The 22832-nt window shown below is 58.8% G+C and carries 16 protein-coding genes; 5 read left to right on the forward strand and 11 right to left on the reverse strand.

What is annotated here, in order from left to right:
- The first annotated feature begins 4 nt into the window (after positions 1 to 4).
- Positions 5 to 2698, forward strand: a complete 2694-nt coding sequence (locus ACZRKZ_RS22205) for a DEAD/DEAH box helicase (RefSeq protein ID WP_463982753.1) — start codon at positions 5 to 7, stop codon at positions 2696 to 2698.
- Positions 2699 to 2731: 33 nt separating this feature from the next.
- On the opposite strand, the gene ACZRKZ_RS22210 is transcribed toward ACZRKZ_RS22205, so the two are convergent.
- The 3 genes from ACZRKZ_RS22210 to ACZRKZ_RS22220 form a co-directional block, all read right to left on the reverse strand.
- Entirely contained in the window at positions 2732 to 6028 is a 3297-nt protein-coding gene (locus ACZRKZ_RS22210) for a DEAD/DEAH box helicase (protein ID WP_463982754.1), read from the reverse strand.
- Positions 6029 to 6241: 213 nt separating this feature from the next.
- On the reverse strand, positions 6242 to 7252 hold the full coding sequence (gene nagZ, locus ACZRKZ_RS22215; protein ID WP_149412894.1) for a beta-N-acetylhexosaminidase: 1011 nt from the start codon (positions 7250 to 7252) through the stop codon (positions 6242 to 6244).
- Positions 7253 to 7422: 170 nt separating this feature from the next.
- Positions 7423 to 8130, reverse strand: coding sequence for a TetR family transcriptional regulator (locus tag ACZRKZ_RS22220; protein ID WP_133101596.1), 708 nt, complete (start codon positions 8128 to 8130; stop codon positions 7423 to 7425).
- Between the two features lie 262 nt (positions 8131 to 8392).
- Between ACZRKZ_RS22220 and lexA the strand changes: the two genes are divergently transcribed.
- Positions 8393 to 9001: a transcriptional repressor LexA gene (gene lexA / locus ACZRKZ_RS22225; protein ID WP_003172575.1), complete on the forward strand. Its 609-nt coding sequence runs from the start codon at positions 8393 to 8395 to the stop codon at positions 8999 to 9001.
- A 10-nt stretch (positions 9002 to 9011) separates the two neighbouring features.
- The gene (sulA, locus tag ACZRKZ_RS22230) at positions 9012 to 9488 is read left to right on the forward strand and encodes an SOS-induced cell division inhibitor SulA (RefSeq protein WP_463982755.1); all 477 of its coding nucleotides are present in this window, start codon (positions 9012 to 9014) and stop codon (positions 9486 to 9488) included.
- A gap of 160 nt (positions 9489 to 9648) precedes the next feature.
- On the opposite strand, the gene ACZRKZ_RS22235 is transcribed toward sulA, so the two are convergent.
- The 7 genes from ACZRKZ_RS22235 to ACZRKZ_RS22265 all read right to left on the reverse strand — a co-directional run bounded on the left by ACZRKZ_RS22235 (position 9649) and on the right by ACZRKZ_RS22265 (position 18054).
- Complete coding sequence (locus tag ACZRKZ_RS22235) at positions 9649 to 9882, reverse strand: hypothetical protein (protein WP_029300092.1); 234 nt, start codon at positions 9880 to 9882, stop codon at positions 9649 to 9651.
- A gap of 132 nt (positions 9883 to 10014) precedes the next feature.
- Positions 10015 to 10536: a DUF6586 family protein gene (locus tag ACZRKZ_RS22240; RefSeq protein ID WP_463969962.1), complete on the reverse strand. Its 522-nt coding sequence runs from the start codon at positions 10534 to 10536 to the stop codon at positions 10015 to 10017.
- A gap of 128 nt (positions 10537 to 10664) precedes the next feature.
- Complete coding sequence (gene topA, locus ACZRKZ_RS22245) at positions 10665 to 13286, reverse strand: type I DNA topoisomerase (RefSeq protein ID WP_463982756.1); 2622 nt, start codon at positions 13284 to 13286, stop codon at positions 10665 to 10667.
- 117 nt (positions 13287 to 13403) lie between these two features.
- Positions 13404 to 13637 carry a DUF1653 domain-containing protein gene (locus ACZRKZ_RS22250; RefSeq protein WP_463982757.1) on the reverse strand — a complete coding sequence of 78 codons (234 nt, stop codon included), beginning with the start codon at positions 13635 to 13637 and terminating at the stop codon, positions 13404 to 13406.
- 98 nt (positions 13638 to 13735) lie between these two features.
- On the reverse strand, positions 13736 to 14911 hold the full coding sequence (fadA, locus tag ACZRKZ_RS22255; RefSeq protein ID WP_133101602.1) for an acetyl-CoA C-acyltransferase FadA: 1176 nt from the start codon (positions 14909 to 14911) through the stop codon (positions 13736 to 13738).
- A 29-nt stretch (positions 14912 to 14940) separates the two neighbouring features.
- Positions 14941 to 17088 carry a fatty acid oxidation complex subunit alpha FadB gene (fadB, locus tag ACZRKZ_RS22260; protein WP_463982758.1) on the reverse strand — a complete coding sequence of 716 codons (2148 nt, stop codon included), beginning with the start codon at positions 17086 to 17088 and terminating at the stop codon, positions 14941 to 14943.
- 528 nt (positions 17089 to 17616) lie between these two features.
- The gene (locus ACZRKZ_RS22265; RefSeq protein WP_463969958.1) at positions 17617 to 18054 is read right to left on the reverse strand and encodes a hypothetical protein; all 438 of its coding nucleotides are present in this window, start codon (positions 18052 to 18054) and stop codon (positions 17617 to 17619) included.
- Positions 18055 to 18158: 104 nt separating this feature from the next.
- Here ACZRKZ_RS22265 and ACZRKZ_RS22270 point away from each other — a divergent pair, with 104 nt between their 5' ends.
- Positions 18159 to 18596, forward strand: a complete 438-nt coding sequence (locus ACZRKZ_RS22270) for a universal stress protein (RefSeq protein ID WP_149412886.1) — start codon at positions 18159 to 18161, stop codon at positions 18594 to 18596.
- 150 nt (positions 18597 to 18746) lie between these two features.
- On the opposite strand, the gene ACZRKZ_RS22275 is transcribed toward ACZRKZ_RS22270, so the two are convergent.
- On the reverse strand, positions 18747 to 20657 hold the full coding sequence (locus ACZRKZ_RS22275; RefSeq protein ID WP_463969957.1) for an ATP-binding cassette domain-containing protein: 1911 nt from the start codon (positions 20655 to 20657) through the stop codon (positions 18747 to 18749).
- Positions 20658 to 20869: 212 nt separating this feature from the next.
- On the opposite strand from ACZRKZ_RS22275, the gene ACZRKZ_RS22280 reads away from it, so the two are divergent.
- Positions 20870 to 22798 carry a transglycosylase SLT domain-containing protein gene (locus tag ACZRKZ_RS22280; RefSeq protein ID WP_463969956.1) on the forward strand — a complete coding sequence of 643 codons (1929 nt, stop codon included), beginning with the start codon at positions 20870 to 20872 and terminating at the stop codon, positions 22796 to 22798.
- Positions 22799 to 22832: the final 34 nt, after the last annotated feature.

Below are 22832 nucleotides of genomic sequence, written 5' to 3' on the forward strand. Positions count from 1 at the left end.
CACCATGCCCCTGACGCCGTCGCTGACCAAACCCCTGGCCCCTTCGTGGGCCAACCGTTTCAAAGAGCAAAGCCTGGAGCGTGGCCGGCGCTACGCCCTGGAAAACCGCGTGCGCATCGTCGAATCCGGCGACAGCACCGTCATCGCCAGTTGCGAAGGCTCCGGCGGCAATGTCTATCGCCAGACCATCTCGTTGCGCGAATCCGCCAAGGGCATGCTGATCCTGGTGGACAGCCGCTGCACCTGCCCTGTGCATACCAACTGCAAACACATTGCGGCGGTGCTGCTTAAAGTCCAGGAAACCCTGGCCTACCCGGCAGCGGCGCAGGATGCCGAGTTGCTGGAGAAGCTCCAGGCAGTGCTGGATAACCGCGTGGTGCTGCCGCAAGTGGTGCTGGATAACGTGCAGCCCATCCCGCGATTGTGGCTGGCCAGTATCGAGTTCAGCGCCTTCGAGCCGCGCAACGGCAAGATGCAGCGTTATATCCAGCATCGCGCGGCGCTGTCCTTCAACTACCAGGGCAACTACGCCAGCGGCCAGAAGAACGCCGACATCATTGTCCGCCAGGAAACGCAAAGCCTGCGAATCAAGCGCCACCCCGAGGTCGAACAGCAATTTCGCGAACAACTGCGCCTGCTCGGCTTCAAGATCGCCACCCGCCAGAGCAAGGCCCTGCCGGAAAGTGCAGGCGAACTGTTCGAGATGGTCAACGACAGCGCTTGGCTGAATTTCACCCTTAATGCTTCACCCGGATTACGGGCCCAGGGTTGGGAGTTGCAGATCGATGAGGATTTCGGCTTCGACCTCAGCACCGTGGACGACTGGTACGCCACCGTCGACGAAGTGCCGGAGCGCGACTGGTTCGACCTGGAGCTGGGGATCATCGTTAACGGCGAACGGCTGAGCCTGCTGCCAATCCTGTTGAACTTGATGCGTTCCCACACCGAAATCCTCAACCCGGAAAAACTTGCCCGCAGGCGCGATGACGAGCTGATTCTGGTCAACATTCCCGGCCTACCCAATGGCGGTCACGGCCCGCTGCAAGTGGCGCTGCCCTATGGCCGGCTGAAACCGGTGCTGGCCACCCTTGGCGAGTTTTACCTGCAAGAGCCCGGCGCCACCACCTTGCGCCTGGCCAAAGCCGACGCGATTCGCCTCAACCCACTGGAAGACCTGCCACTGCAATGGGAAGGCGGCGATCAGATCCGCAACTTCGCCCAGCGGCTGCGGGACATCAAGGATTTTGCCGTTGTCGCGCCGCAGGGCTTGAACGCAACCTTGCGCCCCTATCAGCTGGAAGGCCTGAGCTGGATGCAGTCGCTACGGCAACTGGAAGTGGGCGGGATTCTTGCGGATGACATGGGCCTGGGTAAAACCCTGCAAACCCTGGCGCATATTCTCATCGAGAAAATCGCCGGGCGCCTGGACCGGCCGTGCATGGTGGTGATGCCCACTAGCCTGATCCCCAACTGGCTCGATGAAGCGGCGCACTTCACCCCGCAGCTCAAGGTGCTCGCGCTGTACGGTGCCGGGCGCAAGAAACATTTCCCGCAACTGCAGGACTATGACCTGCTGCTGACGACCTACGCCCTGCTGCCCAAGGACATCGAGCAACTGGCCGCCCAGCCCCTGCACGTATTGATCCTCGACGAAGCGCAGTACATCAAGAACCCCAACAGCAAGGCTGCCCAGGCCGCCCGCGAGCTGAATGCCCGCCAGCGCCTGTGCCTGAGCGGCACGCCGCTGGAAAACCACTTGGGCGAACTCTGGTCGCTGTTCCACTTCCTGCTGCCGGGCTGGCTCGGTGACGTGAAAAGCTTCAACCGCGACTACCGCGTGCCCATCGAAAAGCGCGCCAGTGAGGTGCGATTGCAGCACCTCAACGGCCGGATTAAACCTTTCCTGCTGCGCCGTACCAAGGAACAGGTGGCCACAGAGCTGCCGCCCAAGACAGAGATCATCCACTGGGTCGAACTCAATGAGGCTCAGCGTGATGTGTATGAAACCATGCGTTTGGCGATGGACAAGAAAGTCCGCGATGAGATTACCCGCAAGGGCGTGGCCCGCAGTCAAATCATCATTTTGGAAGCGCTGCTGAAGTTGCGTCAGGTGTGTTGCGATTTGCGGCTGGTGAATGACGCTACCCTGCCCGCTCGCGGCAGCAGCTCCGGCAAGCTCGACAGCCTGATGGAAATGCTGGAGGAACTGTTTGCCGAAGGGCGCAGAGTTCTACTGTTTTCCCAATTCACCTCGATGCTTAGCCTGATCGAAGTCGAACTGAAAAAACGCGGCATCGCCTATGCACTGCTCACCGGCCAGACCCGGGATCGACGCACGCCGGTGAAAGACTTCCAGAGCGGCAAGTTGCAGATCTTCCTGATCAGCCTCAAGGCTGGCGGCGTTGGCCTTAACCTGACGGAAGCCGATACGGTGATCCACTACGACCCGTGGTGGAACCCCGCCACGGAAAACCAGGCCACCGACCGCGCATATCGTATTGGCCAGGAGAAGCCGGTGTTCGTCTACAAGATGATCGCCCGCGGCACCGTGGAGGAAAAGATTCAGGCGCTACAGCAGGAGAAAGCTGATCTGGCTGCAGGTGTGCTGGATGGCCGGACGACCGGGGATTGGAAATTAGGCAATGAGGATATTGAAGCGCTGTTTGCGCCGTTGCCCCATAAGCAGGAAAAACGCTGACTTTTGCGGTGACTCTTAAACCGCCATCGCTCTTCAGCCAGGCAACGGAGCAAACAGCGCCTCGATGTCCCGCGGCTCCAGCTTCCAGCCCGCACTGGCGCCGCCTTCAAGCACGCCGCTGGCCAGAGCAGCTTTCTCCTGCTGCAACGCCTGAATTTTCTCCTCCACGGTACCCCTGGCGATCATCTTGTAGACGAACACCGGCTTATCCTGCCCGATACGGTAAGCACGATCCGTCGCCTGGTTTTCCACCGCTGGGTTCCACCACGGGTCGTAGTGGATCACCGTATCGGCAGCCGTCAGGTTCAAGCCCGTACCGCCCGCCGTCAAACTGATCAGGAACAACGGCGTCTTGCCGTCCTGGAAGTTCTTGACCGGTGTACGTCGATCAAGGGTTTCACCGGTCAGGATCGAATAATCGACCTGACGCTGCTTCAACTCTTCTTCAATCAGCGCCAGCATCGAAGTGAATTGCGAGAACAGCAAAATACGCCGACCCTCGCTGAGCAGCTCCTCCACCATCTCCATCAAACTGCCCAGCTTGCCCGCGCCTGCGCGAGCGACTTTGGAGACCGGTGCCGACTTGACCAGGCGCAAGTCACAACACACTTGCCGCAACTTTAGCAGCGCTTCCAGAATGATGATCTGGCTGCGCGCCACACCATGGCGACTGATCTCGTCACGCACCTTTTTATCCATGGCCACGCGTACGGCCTCATAGACATCCCGTTGCGCGTCGCTCAAATCCACCCAGTGGACAATTTCGGTCTTGGGCGGCAATTCGGTCGCCACCTGTTCCTTTTTGCGGCGCAACAGGAAGGGTTTTATACGGGCAGTGAGGTGCTGCATCCGCTGCGCGTTACCGTGTTTTTCGATGGGCGTGCGGTAATCACGATTGAAGGTTTTGCTATCGCCCAGCCAACCCGGCAACAGGAAATGGAACAGCGACCAGAGCTCACCCAAGTGGTTTTCCAGCGGCGTTCCTGAAAGGCACAAGCGTTGATCGGCTTCCAGTTGCCGTGCGGCCTGGGCGGCCTTGCTGTTGGGATTCTTGATGTTTTGCGCCTCGTCCAGGATCAACACACTCCAGCGTTGCGCCTGCAAGACTTCGAGGTCCCGGGGCAACAGCGCATAGGTGGTGAGTACCACGTCGTAATCGGTCAAGCGCGTGAAACCTTCCTGGCGTTGAGCACCATGCAGTGCCAGCACCTTGAGTTGCGGGGTGAAGCGGGCGGCCTCATCCTGCCAGTTGGGGATCAGACTGGTTGGCATGACGGCCAGCGCAGGGGTAAGCAAGCGACCGGCCTGTTTTTCGCAGAGTAGATGCGCAAGAGCTTGCAGGGTTTTGCCCAGGCCCATGTCATCGCCCAGGATGCCGCCGACTTCCAGTTCACGCAGGGTCTGCATCCAGTTCAAGCCTTCGAGCTGGTAGCCGCGAAGTTCTGCGTTCAGCCCTTGGGGGGCGGGCACATGGGCATGGGTGGAGTCCTTCAAGCGTTTGGCAAAGTTGCGCAGGCGCTCACCGCCTTGCCAGACCAGGGGAATACCATCCAGATCGCTCAGCCGTGCAGCGTCCGGTGCATTCAGACGCAGCGAGGCCCCCTCGGGCTCACGCAAATAGAGTTCGCCAAGGGTCGCCATCAACGGTTTGATTCGTCCGTAAGGCAGCGCAACCTTGGTTTTCTGACCTGCACCTAGAGCGACCAGCAAGCGCTCGTCATCGTCGCGATCTGCCAGATAAGCAGGTAGAAGCAACTGCGGCTGACGGCGCATCAAATTCAGAACGATAGGCAGCAGGCTGTGGCGCTCGCCATTGACCTCAATACCCAGCTCCAGATCAAACCACTCCCGCCCGGGGGACTCCTCGATGTCGGCGTACCAGTGGTCCACCGCCTCCACGTCGTAGTAAAAGCCGGGGGTGATGATCACTTCCCAACCGGACTCACGCAGTGCGGGTAAACCGGCGTCAACGAAGTTCAACCAGGCCTCATCGCTGGGCAGGTCAAACATTTCTCCCGCACTCTCGGGCAACGCCTGGGTCTTGCGGGTTACCTTGGCAAAACCCAACCCTGCAAGCGCCTTGCGCAGGGCTTTTTCGGCGGCAGGCTTGCGCTGGATACGCTGGGTTTCGGTGCCCGTCAGCAGCAGGATTTCCGTGGAGGCCTTATCACTTCCAAGACTCGCTCCATAGCGATAGGCCAACGCTGCGCGATGCTCAATGGATGGCATCTGGCGGTGGTAAGCAGCATTGTAGGAATGAGATTCATGACTGCCCAAGGTCAGGCACGCGCGTGGTTCAATATCGTCGATGACTCGCTCAGTCAGCTTCTGCGGTGGAGGAATAGCCGAAGCCACCGCGCTGATGCGATGGCTGAACAGGGCAACGTCGCGTGCGGGAATCTCGGGCAACTGGCACATATGGCAGGCCAGGGTTGCATCCAGATCGTGTTCCAGCGGCCCAAGCTCCATACGCGTGCGGTCGAGGTAATAGAGCGGCTTGAGGGCCAGGACATCAGTCAGCGGTTGCTCAGCACTGTGCCACTGCGGGCGGTAGTCACCATTGCGCTGCTCGACCCATCTGAAATGGGCGACTTGGCTGGGGCCCGAATTGAGCAACTGCACCGGATCGAAGTCGTAAAACAATCTCCCGGTCTTCAGCGCCAGTTCAAGGATTTGCGCACCAGCCTCTCCCTCAAGTGGATAACTGCTGCTGTACCGACCGTACGTTTGGCCGAGCAGCAGCAAACGCGCGATCCGCTTGTCCACCTCAAGGAGATAACCAGGCGAACGTATCAACGTTTCGTCCAACGAATAGAGCGACTTGATGTCACTCAGACCGCCATTTTTCAGCTGACGTGCCTTGTACACTGCCAATGACCACTGACCTGCAACCCGACTTGCCTGGAACTTGTACAACACCCGGGTATTGGCGCCCTTGGCGTAAGTCTCTACCTCCGGGACGGGGGCAGGAATGCTGTTGAGCCAACGTTCAAGGTCAGGGCTCAGACGGGAATTAGTATTGGCAGCCGACTGCTTGAAATAAGTCGTTTCAAGATAGATAAGGACCGCAGCGCAGTGTTTGCAGTCACTGACCATCGGGCAGGAGCACTCACAATCAAGCCTGGGCGAACCTGAATATTCTTCCAGTGAAATGATCTGCTGGTAGAGGTTTGTACCTGACCCTCGACACTGCGCATGAAGGATGTTCGAACCCATATCCACTATCTGGACCCGGTCATCCTTTGCGTATTTGATGGCGCGATCAAAAGTACCCTGATCAAAAAGCTCAGCCCAGTCCAGTTCTAGAATTCGGTCAAGAAGTATCGTCATGGGCTGGGATGTTATCGCAGCCGGAAATTTCTTCAATATGGTTTTCTCACAGATGAGTATGAAAAAACCACACTTCAAGACTGACTTATCTGACACCAAAAGGAGTGAGTAAATACGCACCCATCAGCCATTCAATACTCTTGCCAGCAGGGTGATTTCATCTGCCACCTCCAGGCGCAGGCGTCCGCTAGTGATGCCGCCGATAATCGACACCTAATCGATCAGTTGAGCTTCTCTGAGGGCGCCCAGAGCAGCCAGCCAGCGTGGGTCCTGCTTGTATTCGATAGAGGCAATGCCCTGCCCGCGCATCCGGGCAATACGGGCCGACGGTGTGACCTTCATGCGCTGGGCGGCGCTCAGGGCCAACTCGGCAGCGGCGCGGTCGTTGCATACCAGACCCATGTCGCAACCGGCGGTCAACGCAGCCTCGATACGACTGGCGGCGTCACCCACTACATGGGCACCGGCCATGGACAGGTCATCACTGAAAATCACCCCGTCGAACTGCAACTCACCTCGCAGGATGTCCTGCAGCCAGCGGCGAGAGAAGCCGGCGGGTTGTGCATCGACTTGTGGGTAAATGACATGGGCCGGCATCACTGCGGCCAACTGCTTGCTCAGCCGTGCGAAAGGCACCAGATCATTGGCCCGAATCTGTTCCAGGCTGCGCTCATCATTGGGAATCGCAACGTGGGAATCGGCTTCAGCCCAACCGTGACCGGGGAAGTGCTTGCCGGTAGCAGCCATGCCGGCGCTGTTCATGCCGCGGATAAAGGCGCCAGCCAGCAAGGCGGCACGCTCGGGATCGCCTTCGAATGAACGGCTGCCGACAACGGCGCTGCGCTGGTAATCCAGGTCCAGCACCGGGGCGAAGCTCAGGTCCAGACCAACTGCCAGCACTTCGGTGGCCATGATCCAACCGCATTGCTCAGCGAGGTATTCGGCGTTGGGATTATCGGCCAGGGCACGCATGGCTGGCAGGCGCACAAAACCTTGGCGCAGACGCTGAACGCGACCGCCTTCCTGATCGACCGCCAACAACACGTCCGGGCGCACGGCACGAATCGCCGCGCTCAACTCACGCACCTGCCGTGGATGCTCGATATTGCGCGCAAAAATGATCAGGCCGCCTACCTCAGGCTGACGCAACAAGTGGCGATCTTCAGCCGTCAGCCAGGTACCGGCGACGTCCACCATCAATGAACCTTGCAGGGCAGCAGTCATAAACCTTCCTTAAATAACGCGCGCAAACCGAAGCCCTCGCGAGGTCGCATCGCCAGGATTGAACCTGGCAATGAACGCTCAGCGAGAGCAACGGGTTGTGGATAAATAGCTGTAATCGGCATGGGCGGCTAGCTTAGCGGATGCAAGCCGCCACGCACACCCAAGAGCGGTTAAACCTTGGCGGCGGCCGGCACCGACTTGCTGCGCGGGCGCAACTGGGCGGCGGCCATGGCCTGGTCAGTGACGCCGGTTTCGGCGCGCATGCCGGCCGCGAGGAACGGCACCATCAGGCGCATCACCTGCTCGATGGAGGTGTTGACGCCAAAGTCGGTTTCGGCAATCGCCCGCAAGGCCTTGATTCCGGACATGCTGAACGCTGCAGCGCCGAGCATGAAATGCACGCGCCAAAACAATTCGATAGGAGGGATGCGAGGTGCGGCTTCGTTGACCAGCAGCATATAGCGGCGGAACACCTTGCCGTACATGTCTTCCAGGTAACGACGCAAATGCCCCTGGCTCTGGCTGAATGCCAGGCCCAGCAGGCGCATGAAGATCGACAGGTCGTTGCCGCTGCGTGGCTGGACCACCAGCGCTTGCTCGACGAGGATTTCCAGCAGGTCTTCCAGGCTTGGCTTGTGATCTGCCTTGGCCTGGCGGCGCTCCAGTTCACGATCAAGGCTGGCGCAGAACGGCCCCAGGAACCGCGAGAACACCGCCTGGATCAGGGCTTTTTTCGAGCCGAAATGATAGTTCACTGCCGCCAGGTTGACCCCGGCCTTGCTGGTGATCAGCCGCAATGAGGTTTCAGCAAATCCTTTTTCCGCGAACAACTGCTCGGCAGCATCGAGAATGCGTTCAACGGTTTCCGACTGGGCCATGGTTACTCCGCCTGACAAACACTTGTTTGAAACATACGTTTCACCTTATGTATTGTCAAGCTGCGGGTCCGCTTTCCGGCTGAGCAGTCAGCTATTTCATCACTATTTAATCACATCTGGCGGGGCCTGTAGGCAGCGCTGTCGCTGGAGCGTTATAAGGCTAATGGATGACCGTCCAGCGGAGTTAATAAAAACGATGATTGCCAAGCGCAGTTCACTGTATATAATCCCAGTCACTGTATAAAAAGACAGAGCGATCAACATGCTAAAACTGACGCCACGCCAAGCTGAGATTCTGGCTTTTATCAAGCGCTGCCTCGACGATAACGGTTATCCGCCGACCCGGGCTGAAATTGCGCTGGAGCTGGGATTCAAGTCACCCAATGCCGCTGAAGAACACCTGAAGGCCCTCGCCCGCAAAGGCGCGATCGAGATGACGCCAGGCGCTTCAAGAGGCATCCGCATCCCTGGCTTCGAGGCCAAGGCCGACGAATCGACGCTGCCGATCATTGGCCGTGTTGCTGCCGGTGCGCCGATCCTGGCTCAACAGCACGTCGAAGAATCCTGCAACATCAACCCGACGTTCTTCCACCCTCGCGCTGACTACCTGCTGCGGGTTCATGGCATGAGCATGAAGGATGTCGGTATTTTTGACGGTGACTTGTTGGCCGTCCATACCACTCGCGAAGCCCGTAATGGCCAGATCGTCGTCGCCCGCATCGGTGATGAAGTCACGGTAAAACGCTTCAAGCGTGAAGGCAGCAAGGTCTGGCTCCTGGCCGAAAACCCTGAGTTCGCCCCCATTGAAGTGAACCTCAAGGACCAGGACCTGGTGATCGAAGGCTTGAGTGTCGGCGTTATTCGCCGCTAACGGAGGCATCATGCAGTTTCCACACGCACCGCAACACACACAACTGCCGTTGTTTGAGGCCTTCATGATGGCCCAGCCCCTTGCGCCGATCCTCAAGGAAGCGATCGAGTCACCCTGGATCACCGAACCCGAGGCATTCAGTGAATTGTCGTTGCGCGGCGCTGCCGGGAACTGCCTGAGCCTGCTGGCCCCCATTCTTCGCGAACTGAGCGAGGAACAGGACGCCCGTTGGCTGACCTTGATCGCCCCGCCCTCAAGCCTGACCCAGGCCTGGTTACGGGACGCCGGCCTGAATCGCGAGCGTATCCTGCTGCTGCAACCACGGGGCACTCAAAGCGCCCAGCAATTAACTTGCGAAGCTTTACGCCTGGGGCGAAGCCACACCGTGGTCAGTTGGTTGAACCCGCTGAGCACAACAGCCAGGCAACAGTTGATCAGTGCAGCACGCACGGGCGACGCACAGAGTTTGAATATTCGACTGGGATAAAGCCGGTGCTAACGCGCAAAGCGTTACCGCTGCAAGCACGAAAGACCGTCCGATTGCAGCTCTGACTTTCAGCCAGTGCCTGCGATGGACACCAGGCTTCTCCAGGATTGAGAAGCCGATCTGTAACTTTGACTCACACCAAAAAAACCGACAGACGGACTCAGTGAAGAATCCGTGGGCCGTCGTCTTTCTCCGGCTCGCCTTCAGCCAGGCGTCCCGCCATCTGCACACCGACGCTCAGCATGGCTTTTGCCACTTCCACGTGCTGGCCTTGCAGGAACGCCTTGGCGTCCTCGGAGAAGTCCAAAGTTACCAGAGAACCCTCGTCCTCAGCCCTGCGCAGCTCAATTCGGCCGTCGGGCAATTCAACAATTTCCAGAAAGGAAGTTGGCATAAAAGTCTGTTCTCCACGAAAGGCCGGGATTATATCAGTCTTGTGGCAAGCGGGCTTGTTGTGGCGAGCGGGCTCGTCACATCAAGTCAGCTTTCACATTTGGTGATCATTGATCTATCGAGAGCACGCGACTTAGCACTCGTTAAGCCCATCCCGAAACCGAATGGCCAGTTTCTTCAGTTCCTGGCGCCAGCTTTCCAGCTCTACCCTGCTCAGCGGCGCCGGGCCCTCCTCCTCCAGGCTCACCGCCACGATCAGCGGCTGGGTCACATCACCCTTGGGCTTGTGCGGCGCCCGTGGCGGCTGGAACATCGCCGCATGGGCCACCAACAAACGCGCCAGCCAACTGTCCGGGCTCTGTGCCATTTCCACCAGTTCGGCCAACTCTGGGATCGCCATGGACTCCAGCACTTCGCGGGTCAGGATCATCTCGGCCCGTGGCGCAGCAGCTTGAGGCAAGCGGTAGAACCCAGCGATTTCATGGCACAAGCCCAGCAACGCACCATAAAGGTGGAACAACGCCGATTCACGCCCCGCCTGCACCAGCGCGATAGCGTTCATCTCCTTTCCCTCCTCCGCACGGCCAAGGGCTTCCAGGGACAAACCCGCGAAGTAAATTTTCTGGTTGGTACGGGTATAGAGTTCGTTGGCCATGAAGGCAGTCTCCACAACGAATAAGGCGTAATACTGGCTGGGCAGTGTCACGGATGAGACAAGTGCACTGCAAGCCCAAAACAAAGGCCGCCTGTGAAGGCGGCCTTTGTGTCAAACGGACAATCGAATCAAGCGCCTTGACGCTTGTCCTCGACCTTCCACTTGCCACCGTCGTAGAACGCTTTCCAGCCGGTAGGCTTGCCCTCGACTTCGGTCTGTACGTACTGCTCCTTGGTCTTGCGGCTGTAGCGGATCACAGCCGGACGACCGTCGGGATCTTTCTTCGGCGCTTCACAGAGAAAGTGGTACTTCGGATCAATCTCGTCCTTGTGGGGCACGATCTCGATCACCAGTGGCGCGCGAGTCTCACGGTTTTTCGGGAACTGGCTGGCTGCCAGGAACAAACCCGAAGCCCCGTCGCGCAGGATGTAGGTGTCGTTGACCTTCTGGCACTTGAGTTCAGGCATCTTCACCGGGTCCATCTTCGGCGGCGCCGCATCACCGCTTTTGAGCAGTTTGCGGGTGTTCTTGCAGGTCGGGTTGGTGCAACCGAAGAACTTGCCGAAACGGCCCGTCTTGAGCTGCATCTCGCTGCCGCACTTGTCGCATTCCAGGCTCGGGCCTTCGTAGCCCTTGATACGGTAGCTGCCTTCCTCGATCTCGTAGCCGTTGCAATCCGGGTTGTTACCGCAGATATGCAGCTTGTGCTTCTCGTCCAGCAGGTAGGCGTCCATCGCCGTGCTGCAGATCGGGCAACGGTGCTTGCCGCGCAGTACCAGGGATTCAGATTCACCCTCGTCATCGGCAGCGATCTCGTCACCCGGCACCAGGTTGACGGTGGCCTTGCAACGCTCCTTCGGCGGCAGGCTGTAGCCCGAGCAACCGAGGAATACACCGGTGGACGCAGTACGAATCTGCATCGGCCGCCCACAGGTGAGGCACGCAATGTCCGTCATCACCGGCTGGTTGGCGCGCATGCCATTCTCAGCGCTTTCGGCGACTTCCAGTTTCTTCTTGAAGTCACCGTAGAACTCGTCGAGTACGTTTTTCCAGTCCCGTTCGCCCTGGGCGACGTCGTCGAGGTTCTCTTCCATACCGGCGGTGAAGCCGTAGTCCATCAGGTTGGAGAAGCTCTCGGATAGACGCTCGGTGACGATGTCGCCCATCTTTTCCGAATAGAAACGACGGTTATGCAGGGCCACGTAGCCACGGTCCTGGATGGTGGAGATGATCGCCGCGTAGGTCGAAGGACGACCGATACCGCGTTTTTCCATCTCTTTCACCAGGCTGGCTTCCGAATAACGGGCCGGCGGCTTGGTGAAGTGCTGGGTCGGATCAAGCTTGATCAGCTTCATCACGTCGCCCTGAGCCATGTCCGGCAGCACGTCGTCGTCGCCCGGCTTGGCGATTTGCGGCATGACGCGGGTGTAGCCATCAAACTTGAGGATGCGGCCCTTGGCCCGCAACTCGAAGTCCCCAGCGGCGACGCTGACGGTGGTCGACAGGTATTGCGCCGGCAGCATCTGGCAGGCCAGGAACTGGCGCCAGATCAACTCGTAGAGGCGCTCAGCGTCACGTTCCATGCCAGTCAGCTTGCTTGGCTCGGTGTTGGCGTCAGACGGACGAATCGCTTCGTGAGCCTCTTGTGCGCCTTCCTTGCTGCTGTAGACGTTCGGGTTTTCCGGCAGGTACTTCTTGCCGAACTCGCCTTCAATATAAGTACGCGCCATCGCGACTGCATCCAACGACAGGTTGGTGGAGTCGGTACGCATATAGGTGATGTAGCCCGCTTCATACAGACGCTGGGCCATCATCATCGTCTTCTTCACGCCGAAGCCCAGGCGGTTGCTCGCGGCCTGCTGCAGGGTGGAGGTGATGAACGGCGCCGACGGCTTGCTGCTGGTGGGTTTGTCTTCACGCTTGACGATGCTGTAGCTGGAAGCCTTGAGCTTCTCCAGCGCGGCCATGGCCTGGGCTTCGTTGAGCGGCTTGAAGGCCTCGCCTTTCTCGCGGGCCACGTCAAAGCGCACGGTTGCGCCCTTGGTGCTGCCGAGATCAGCATGGATTTCCCAGTATTCTTCAGGGTTGAACGCACGAATCTCGCGCTCACGCTCCACCACCAGCTTCACCGCTACCGATTGCACACGGCCGGCGGACAGACCACGGGCGATCTTCGCCCACAGCAGTGGCGAGACCATGTAACCCACTACGCGGTCGAGGAAACGACGGGCCTGTTGAGCGTTAACCCGATCGATGTCCAGTTCGCCCGGCTTGGAGAAGGCCTCCTGAATCGCTTTCTTGGTGATTTCGTTGAACACCACGCGCTTGTAGCGGCTGTCATCACCACCGATGGCTTCGCGCAGGTGCCAGGCAATGGCTTCCCCCTCGCGATCCAAGTCGGTTGCGAGATAGATGATGTCAGCATCCTTGGCGAGCCGGCGCAGCTCTTCGATGACCTTTTCCTTGCCCGGGAGGATCTCGTACTGGGCTTTCCAGCCATGGTCGGGATCGACACCCATGCGCGAGACCAGCTGCTTGCGCGCTTTCTCTTTAGGCGTGAGCACCGGACCTTCGCCCGCAGCCGCCTTGCCGCGCTTGGCGGCAGGCTCCTTGCTGGCGCTAGCCGAACCGCTGGTGGGCAGGTCTCGGATATGGCCGATACTCGACTTCACCACGTACTCGTTACCCAAGTACTTGTTGATGGTCTTGGCCTTAGCCGGGGATTCCACAATGACCAGCGATTTGCCCATGGATCGGAAAATTCCTGAATTCGAGAAGTGAAAGGCGGTTGGCGCCTGACGCGGCAACGCTATATATAGTGGCAACAAGGTGAGGTCAAGCGCAGCATTGCGCGCGGCCTGCCTTTATTACGCTGAAAAAAGGCTCGGTTCGACCTGGATCAAAGCAAAGCGCGGGACCTGCTCGCCGTCAACTTCGAGGGTCTCCAGGAACATGCTCAAGGGACGCACCCAAAAGCCGTAATCGCCATACAGTGCTTGGTAAAACACCACTTCCTCTTCGGTCTCAGAATGCCGCGCAACATTAAAAACGCGGTACTGCGGACCTTTATAATGCTGGTAGAGCCCGGGTTCGACTTTCATGCTCTGGCGCTCTTACAAAATTTGTTAAAAAAAAATACAAAAACTTCCAAAAAACAAAAAACCGGGGCACTTGGCCCCGGCTTCCGTCAACACAACGTTTAGATACGTTCGAAGACGGTGGAGATGCCTTGGCCGAGACCAATGCACATGGTGGCTACCCCGAGGTTGCCGCCATTTTGCTTCATCACGTTAAGCAACGTGCCGGAGATTCGCGCACCAGAGCAACCGAATGGGTGACCCAGGGCAATCGCGCCGCCGTGCAGGTTAACCTTCTCGTTCATCTTGTCGAGCACTTTCAAATCTTTCAGCACTGGCAGGGCCTGTGCGGCGAAAGCTTCGTTGAGTTCGAAGAAGTCGATGTCGGAGATAGTCAGGCCCGCGCGCTTCAGTGCTTTTTGTGTGGCCGGTACTGGACCATAGCCCATGATCGCCGGGTCCACACCTGCCACTGCCATCGAACGAATCACTGCCATCGGCTGAATACCCAGGTCCTGGGCACGCTGGGCCGACATCACGATCATGCACGAAGCACCGTCAGTAATCTGCGACGAAGTACCGGCTGTCACGGTGCCGCCCTTGGGATTGAAGGCAGGCTTGAGGGCCGCCAGGCTTTCCAGGGTGGTGTCCGGACGAATGGTTTCGTCGTAGTCGAACAGTTTCAGGAAACCGTTCTCGTCGTAGCCGTTCATCGGGATGATTTCATCCTTGAACTTGCCTTCCAGGGTCGCCTTGTGGGCGAGCTGGTGGGAGCGCACGCCGAATGCGTCCTGGGCCTCACGGGTGATGCCGTGCATCTTGCCGAGCATTTCTGCGGTCAAGCCCATCATGCCCGAGGCTTTCGCCGCGTAGAGGGACATGTGCGGGTTCGGATCGACACCGTGCATCATGCTGACGTGGCCCATGTGCTCGACGCCACCCACCACAAATACATCACCGTTGCCGGTCATGATCGCTTGCGCGGCAGTGTGCAGGGCACTCATGGACGAGCCACACAGGCGGCTGACGGTCTGGGCAGCAGCGGTGTGCGGGATCGGTGTCATCAGCGACACCATCCGCGCGATGTTCCAGCCCTGCTCCAGGGTCTGGTTCACACAACCCCAGATCACGTCTTCGACTTCGCTCGGATCGACCTTGACGTTGCGTTCCAGCAATTTGCTGATCAGGTGCGCCGACATGTCTTCGGCGCGGGTGTTGCGGTGCATGCCGCCCTTGGAGCGGCCCATTGGAGTGCGACCGAAGTCGACAATCACGACGTCTCTTGGATTCAAGCTCATAAATATTCTCGCTCTAGTCGTTTGGGCGCTTAACCGAAGAAGCTCTGGCCGTTTTTGGCCATCTCACGCAGCTTCGCAGTCGGGTGGTACAGCGGGCCCAAATCAGCGTACTGATCAGCCAGGGCAACGAACTCGGCCACACCGATCGAATCGATGTAGCGCAGCGCACCGCCACGGAATGGAGGGAAACCAATACCGTAGACCAGACCCATGTCGGCTTCGGCAGCGGTTTCGACAATGCCGTCTTCCAGGCAGCGCACGGTTTCCAGGCACAGAGCGATCATCATCCAGTTGATGATGTCCTCGTCGGACACTTCACGCTGCTCGTAGACGATCGGCTTGAGCACTTCCAGCACCGACGGATCGGCGACTTTCTTCTGCTTGCCGCGCTTGTCGGTCTCGTAGGCGTAGAAGCCCTTGCCATTCTTCTGGCCCAGGCGCTTGGCTTCGTAGAGCGCATCGATGGCCGAACGACGGTCGTCTTTCATGCGGTCCGGGAAGCCTTCCGCCATTACGTCGCGACCGTGGTGGCCGGTGTCGATACCGACCACGTCCATCAGGTACGCCGGGCCCATTGGCCAGCCGAATTTTTCCATGACCTTGTCGATACGGACGAAGTCCACACCAGCGCTGACCAACTTGGCGAAACCGCCGAAGTACGGGAACAGCACACGGTTGACCAAAAAGCCCGGGCAGTCGTTGACGACGATCGGGTTCTTGCCCATTTTCTTGGCGTAGGCCACGGTGGTGGCAACGGCCAGCTCACTGGACTTCTCGCCACGGATCACTTCCACCAGCGGCATCATGTGCACCGGGTTGAAGAAGTGCATGCCGACGAAGTTTTCCGGACGCTTGAGGGCCTTGGCCAGCAAGGTGATGGAAATGGTCGAGGTGTTGGAAGCCAGGATGGTGTCTTCACCGACATGGGCCTCGACTTCAGCCAGTACCGCCTGCTTGACCTTCGGATTCTCGACAACCGCTTCGACCACCAGGTCGACGTGGCCGAAATCACCGTAGGACAGGGTCGGACGAATGCCGTTGAGCACTTCGGCCATCTTGGCTGCAGTCATGCGACCTTTATCAACGCGGCCCACCAGCAGTTTCGCGGCTTCTGCCAGACCCTGCTCGATACCGTGCTCGTTGATGTCTTTCATCAGGATCGGCGTGCCTTTGGACGCCGACTGATAGGCGATACCGCCACCCATGATACCGGCGCCGAGTACGGCAGCCTGTTTCACGTCCTTGGCGATTTCGTCGTAGGCCTTGGCCTTTTTCTTCAGCTCCTGATCGTTCAGGAACAGACCGATCAAGCTCTGCGCGGCAGAGGTCTTGGCCAGTTTGACGAAACCTGCGGCTTCGATTTCCAGCGCCTTGTCGCGACCGAAGTTCGCGGCTTTCTGGATGGTCTTGATGGCTTCAACCGGCGCCGGGTAGTTCGGGCCGGCTTGACCAGCGACGAAACCCTTGGCGGTCTCGAACGACATCATTTGTTCGATGGCGTTGAGCTTGAGTTTTTCCAGCTTCGGCTGACGCTTGGCCTTGTAGTCAAATTCGCCGCTGATGGCGCCTTTGATCAGGTTCAGTGCGGCCTCGGCCAGCTTCTCGGGAGCAACCACGGCATCGACGGCGCCGACTTTCAGCGCGTCCTCAGCACGGTTTTCCTTGCCGGCGGCGATCCATTCGATGGCGTTGTCGGCACCGATGATGCGCGGCAGGCGCACGGTACCGCCAAAGCCTGGGTAGATGCCCAGCTTGACTTCCGGCAGACCGATTTTCGCGGTCGTGACCATGACGCGGTAGTCCGCAGCCAGGCACATTTCCAAACCGCCGCCCAGGGCGATGCCATTGATCGCGGCAACGGTCGGTACGTTGAGGTCTTCGAAATCGCTGAAAATCTTGTTGGCTTCGAGGTTGCCAGCTACAAGCTCGGCATCGGACAGCTTGAAGCTCTCGACGAATTCGGTGATGTCAGCGCCGACGATAAACACGTCCTTGCCGCTGGAAACGATCACGCCCTTGACCGAAGCATCTGCTTTGATGGCGTCTACGGCCTGACGCAGTTCGTTCAGGGTTAGACGGTTGAACTTGTTGACGGACTCACCCTTGAGGTCGAATTTCAATTCGACGATGCCACTTTCAAGAGCCTTAACCGTGATGGCTTTACCTTCGTAAATCATCAACTGATCTCCACGATATGGAAGCTGAACAGTACACGTCGGACGCAGGCACAAGCTTCAGCATTGACGTTACCGTCGATGCTAACGCCAATTCGCCAGGCACACCCGCCAACGCGATAGTCGGGATTCTGTAGGAGCGCTCGCTAATACAAACGCTCAATTCATACGCCCGTTTGATTTGGGTACACCACCTTCATCCAAATCCCGACAATTGTCAATCGCCCGAAAGGGCCTGAAAAACGCGACTTTTCAGTCATTTCAGAACCATGAGGGCAAGTTGCAGCCGGATGGATGGCGAACCATTCACGCAATCAATAATAAGAAAATACGTGCGAAGGCCTGTACAGACTGGCGTCAGCAGCTACGCTAGCGACAACCTTAGCAAGATCACATGAACGCTTGGACGAATATCCGGCGTGAAATGAAAGCCAGCACTGAAGAGTTTCCGGCCTGCCTGGCCAACCCCGCCCGATGTTGATATCGGGCTTTTTATTGCCCGCGAAAACATACCGTTCCTCCAGGAACCAATCAGGCCAGTGCCTTAAGCAGCGCAGTAATGTCCTGCAAAACACTCATTTCACCCTTCTCACCCCAGTACAAAGTGATCATCTGCGCATCCGCCTCCACCTTGTAGACGTTGTCGGGCAGCGTCGCAAAATGTGGCAACAATTTCTCGTCAACGCAGACTTCCTGCCACTGATTGACCCACACACCCGGCTCCAGCTGCCAATAACTCCAGATCGAAGGCCGGCTGCCGCGCCGTGGCCGGTGATACTGCGCACACGGGCTCGGCGGCTCCTGCTTGAGCCAGTGCGGCCACTCCTGAGGCACCAGTTGCATGGCCAGGCCAATGCGGCGTGCCTCCATGCGCAGAGCCATGCGCCCACTCGAATGACGCGATGGACGCAGCCATGCCAGAGGGCTCAAAACCACCGCAAGGATTGACACCACTATCCAGACCGTCATATGTGTACTCCCGAATTCTTGATGAGCGGATTTGACCTGACGCAAGCCCATCCGCTTGAAACCAGCCATACTGAACTTATCGCTTTCCTTTGGAGGAACTCTTCATGCCCTACCAACATATTCTGGTCGCTGTGGATCTGACCGAAGAGTGCGATCCAGTGATCAAGCGCGCCGTTGAACTTGCCGGCGACACCGTCAAGCTGTCCCTGGTGCATATCGTCGAACCCATGGCCATGGCCTTTGGCGGCGATGTACCGATGGACCTTTCACAGCTGCAACAACAACAGTTCGATCAAGCCAAGGAACGGCTTGAGCGATTGATTGCCAAGTATCCGGCACTGAAAAAAGATCAGAGCCACTTGACCTACGGCCAGCCGCGCCAGGAAATCCATCACCTGGCCAAGGAACAAGGCTGTGACCTGATTGTGGTCGGCAGCCATGGCCGTCACGGCTTGGCCTTGCTCCTGGGCTCCACCGCCAATGATGTGCTGCATGGCGCGCCATGTGATGTGCTGGCAGTGAGACTGATCAAAGCAGTGTAGGAGCGAGCTTGCTCGCGAAAAACCTGAGAGCACCTCACCGTGTCAGGCACCCCGCGTTATCGTTAACGAGCATCGCGAGCAAGCTAGCTCCTACAAAAAACCCGGCGTTCACCTAAGTGCACGCCGGGTTTTTTATTGCCGCAGAATCAATCAGGCATCCAGCTCGGCCCAACGCTCAACCAATACGTCCAACTCAGCCTGCAACTGCTCAAGGGAAGCAATGACCTTGGCGGTTTCAGCCGCAGGACGCTGATAGAAACTCGCGTCAGCCATTTCGGCCTCAACACCAGCAATCTGCTTTTCCTTGGCGTCGATATCACCCGGCAACGCTTCCAGCTCGCGCTGCAGCTTGTAGCTGAGCTTCTTCTTTGCCACCGGTGCTTCTGCAGGAGCAGCGGCAGCCGGCGTCACCACGGCCGAAGCCAGGTCAGCCTTGCCGGATTTGCTTTCGGTCACGCCCAGCAGACGCGGCGAGCCGCCCTGACGCAGCCAGTCTTGATAACCACCGACGTATTCGCGAACCTTGCCTTCACCTTCAAAGACCAGGGTGCTGGTGACCACGTTGTCGAGGAATGCCCGGTCGTGACTGACCATCAGCACGGTGCCGTTGAAAGTCAACAAGACCTCTTCCAGCAGCTCCAGGGTTTCCACGTCCAGGTCGTTGGTCGGTTCATCGAGCACCAGCAGGTTGGCCGGTTTGCTGAACAGCTTGGCCAACAGCAGGCGCGCACGCTCACCGCCAGACAATGCTTTGACCGGCGTACGTGCACGTTGCGGGCTAAACAGGAAGTCGCCCAGGTAGCTCAGCACGTGGCGGCTCTGGCCGTCGATATCGATAAAGTCGCGACCTTCGGCGACGTTGTCGATCACGGTTTTCTCCAGGTCCAACTGGTGACGCAACTGGTCGAAGTAGGCTACGTCGATGCGCGTGCCCTCTTCCACTTTACCGCTGGTCGGTTGCAGGCCGCTGAGCATCAGCTTGAGCAAGGTGGTCTTGCCGGTACCGTTGGCGCCGAGCAAACCAATGCGGTCGCCGCGCTGCAGGACCATCGAGAAGTCCTTGATCAGGAACGGGCCGCCCGGGTGAGCGAAGCTCACGTTGTCCAGGACCATTACCTGCTTACCCGACTTGTCGGCGGTATCCAGCTGAATATTGGCCTTGCCGGTGCGCTCACGACGCTCGCTACGCTCGTTGCGCAGGGCCTTCAGGGCGCGTACGCGACCTTCGTTACGGGTGCGACGCGCCTTGATGCCCTGCCGGATCCAGACTTCTTCCTGGGCCAGTTTCTTGTCGAACAGCGCGTTGGCGGTATCTTCAGCCGACAGAGCCGCCTCTTTGTGTACCAGGAAGCTGGCGTAGTCGCCGTTCCAGTCGATCAGGCCACCGCGATCCAGTTCCAGGATGCGGGTCGCGAGGTTTTGCAGGAAGGAACGGTCGTGCGTGATAAACAGCACAGCGCCCTGGAAGTCCTTGAGGGCTTCTTCCAGCCAGGCAATTGCGCCGATATCCAGGTGGTTAGTCGGTTCGTCGAGCAGCAGCAGGTCCGGTTCGGAAACCAGGGCCTGGGCCAGCAGGACGCGACGACGCCAGCCGCCGGACAATTCGGCGAGGGTCTTGTCGGCAGGCAGTTGCAGGCGGCTGAGGGTGCTGTCGACCAATTGCTGCAGGCGCCAGCCGTCACGGGCTTCGAGGTCGTGCTGGACGTGCATCAGCTTGTCCAGGTCCGCGGCGGTGACGATGTTCTGGCTCAAGTGGTGGTATTGCGCAAGCAACTCACCGACACCGTCCAGGCCTTCGGCAACCACGTCGAACACAGTCCGTTCGTCGGCCACCGGCAATTCTTGCGGCAATTCGCCAATCTTGAGGCCCGGGGCGCGCCAGACAGAGCCTTCATCGGGCTTCTGGTCGCCTTTTACCAGCTTCATCATGCTGGACTTGCCGGTGCCGTTGCGGCCGATGATACACACCCGCTCACCACGGGCGATCTGCCAGGACACCTTGTCCAACAACGGCATAGCGCCGAAAGCAAGGGACACATCGCTGAATTTGAGCAGGGTCATGAGCTTCTCCAAAAACTGGGCGCGTATTCTACCTGACTTAGGGCCTGAGGCGGCCGGCATTTTCGCCGCCGACATGTTCTGCAGAAGATTTCCAGCGAACTTGAACGAAGCAGCCGGCAAAGCTTTCACCGGTTGCAGGCAAAAGGCTAAGCTAGAGGTAATCAGTGTCGGCAGCGTCGGCACTAGTCGTGATTTCTCTGCACGGACGTCTCATGCGCAGTCGCCTTTTCAATTTTTTATCTTGCCTACTTCTTTCCGCCACTGCCGCTCAAACCGCCCAGGCTGTGGACTTGACCACCCAACGCCAATATTACGATCAAGCCAAGCGGGCATTGGCCAAAGGCGATACCGGCCCTTACATGCAATACAGCCAGGCCCTGGCGGATTATCCGCTGACGCCGTACCTGGCCTACGACGAACTGACCGCCCGACTGAAATCCGCCAGCAACCAGGAGATCGAACAATTCCTGGCAAAAAACGGCGACCTGCCCCAGGCCAACTGGATGAAACTGCGCTGGTTACGCTGGCTGGCCGAACGGGGTGACTGGCAGACCTTTGAAAAGTACTACGACGCCAAGCTCAATTTCACCGAACTGGACTGCCTCCATGGCCAGTTCCAGCTAAGCCACAACCTCAAGGCCGAAGGCTATAAAACCGCCGAGAAACTGTGGCTCACCGGCAAATCCCAACCCGCCGCCTGCGATGCGACGTTTGGACAATGGGCCGCTGACGGCCAACTGACCGAACAGAAAATCTGGAGCCGCACCAAACTGGCCGCCGAAGCGCGCAACTACGCGCTGGCCAACAGCTTGGTGAAAACTCTGCCCACCCTCGGCGCCCAAGGCCGACTGATGGTGGACGTCGCGCAAAAGCCTGATTTGCTCAGCAACCCATCACGCTTCCTGCCGACGACCGAGGCAATGTCCGACGCGGTCGGCCTGGGTCTTCGCCGCCTGGCACGCCAGGACCCCGAAAAGGCCTTGGCCTTGCTCGATGGGTATGCCACCAGCATGCATTTCTCCCGTGACGAAAAAGTGTCCATCGCCCGGGAAATCGGCTTGACCCTAGCGCGACGCTACGACCCTCGCGCCCTGGACGTGATGACCAAATACGACCCGGAGTTGCGGGACAACACCGTTTCCGAATGGCGCCTGCGGCTGCTGTTGCGCCTCGCTCGCTGGGAAGACGCTTATCAATTGACTCGCAAACTGCCCCAGGACCTGGCCACCACCAACCGCTGGCGCTACTGGCAAGCCCGCGCCCTGGAGCTGGCCGAACCGAAAAACCCGCAAGCCCTGGTGCTGTACAAAGGCCTGGCGCGCGAGCGTGACTTCTATGGTTTCCTCGCGGCAGATCGCTCCCAAGCCCCCTATCAGCTGAACAACAAACCGCTGGTGATGAGCCAGGCGCTGGCCAACAAGGTCCGTAACACCCCCGGAGTGAGGCGCGCCCTGGAGTTCTACGCTCGCGGGCAGATCGTCGATGGGCGCCGCGAGTGGTACCACGTCAGCCGCCACTTCAACCGTGACGAAATGGTCGCCCAGGCCAAACTGGCTTACGACATGAAGTGGTACTTCCCGGCGATCCGCACCATCAGCCAGGCGCAATACTGGGACGACCTGGACATCCGCTTCCCCATGGCCCACCGCGACACCCTGGTGCGTGAAGCCAAGGTCCGTGGGCTGCACTCAAGCTGGGTGTTCGCCATCACCCGCCAGGAAAGCGCCTTCATGGACGACGCCCGCTCCGGCGTCGGCGCCAGCGGCCTGATGCAACTGATGCCCGCCACCGCCAAGGAAACCGCGCGCAAGTTCAGCATCCCGCTAGCCTCACCGCAGCAAGTGCTGGACCCGGACAAGAACATCCAGCTCGGCGCTGCGTACCTCAGCCAGGTTCACAGCCAATTCAATGGCAACCGCGTCCTCGCTTCTGCCGCCTACAACGCAGGCCCCGGCCGTGTGCGCCAATGGCTGCGCGGCGCTGACCACCTGAGTTTCGACGTGTGGGTGGAAAGCATTCCATTCGACGAAACCCGCCAGTATGTGCAGAACGTGCTGTCTTATTCGGTTATCTACGGGCAAAAGCTCAATGCGCCACAGCCTTTGGTGGATTGGCATGAGCGGTATTTTGATGATCAGTAAGAAGGCAACGGCAAGCAGCAAGCCTTGAACTTCA

It is taken from the genome of Pseudomonas sp. c313, from assembly GCF_055407145.1.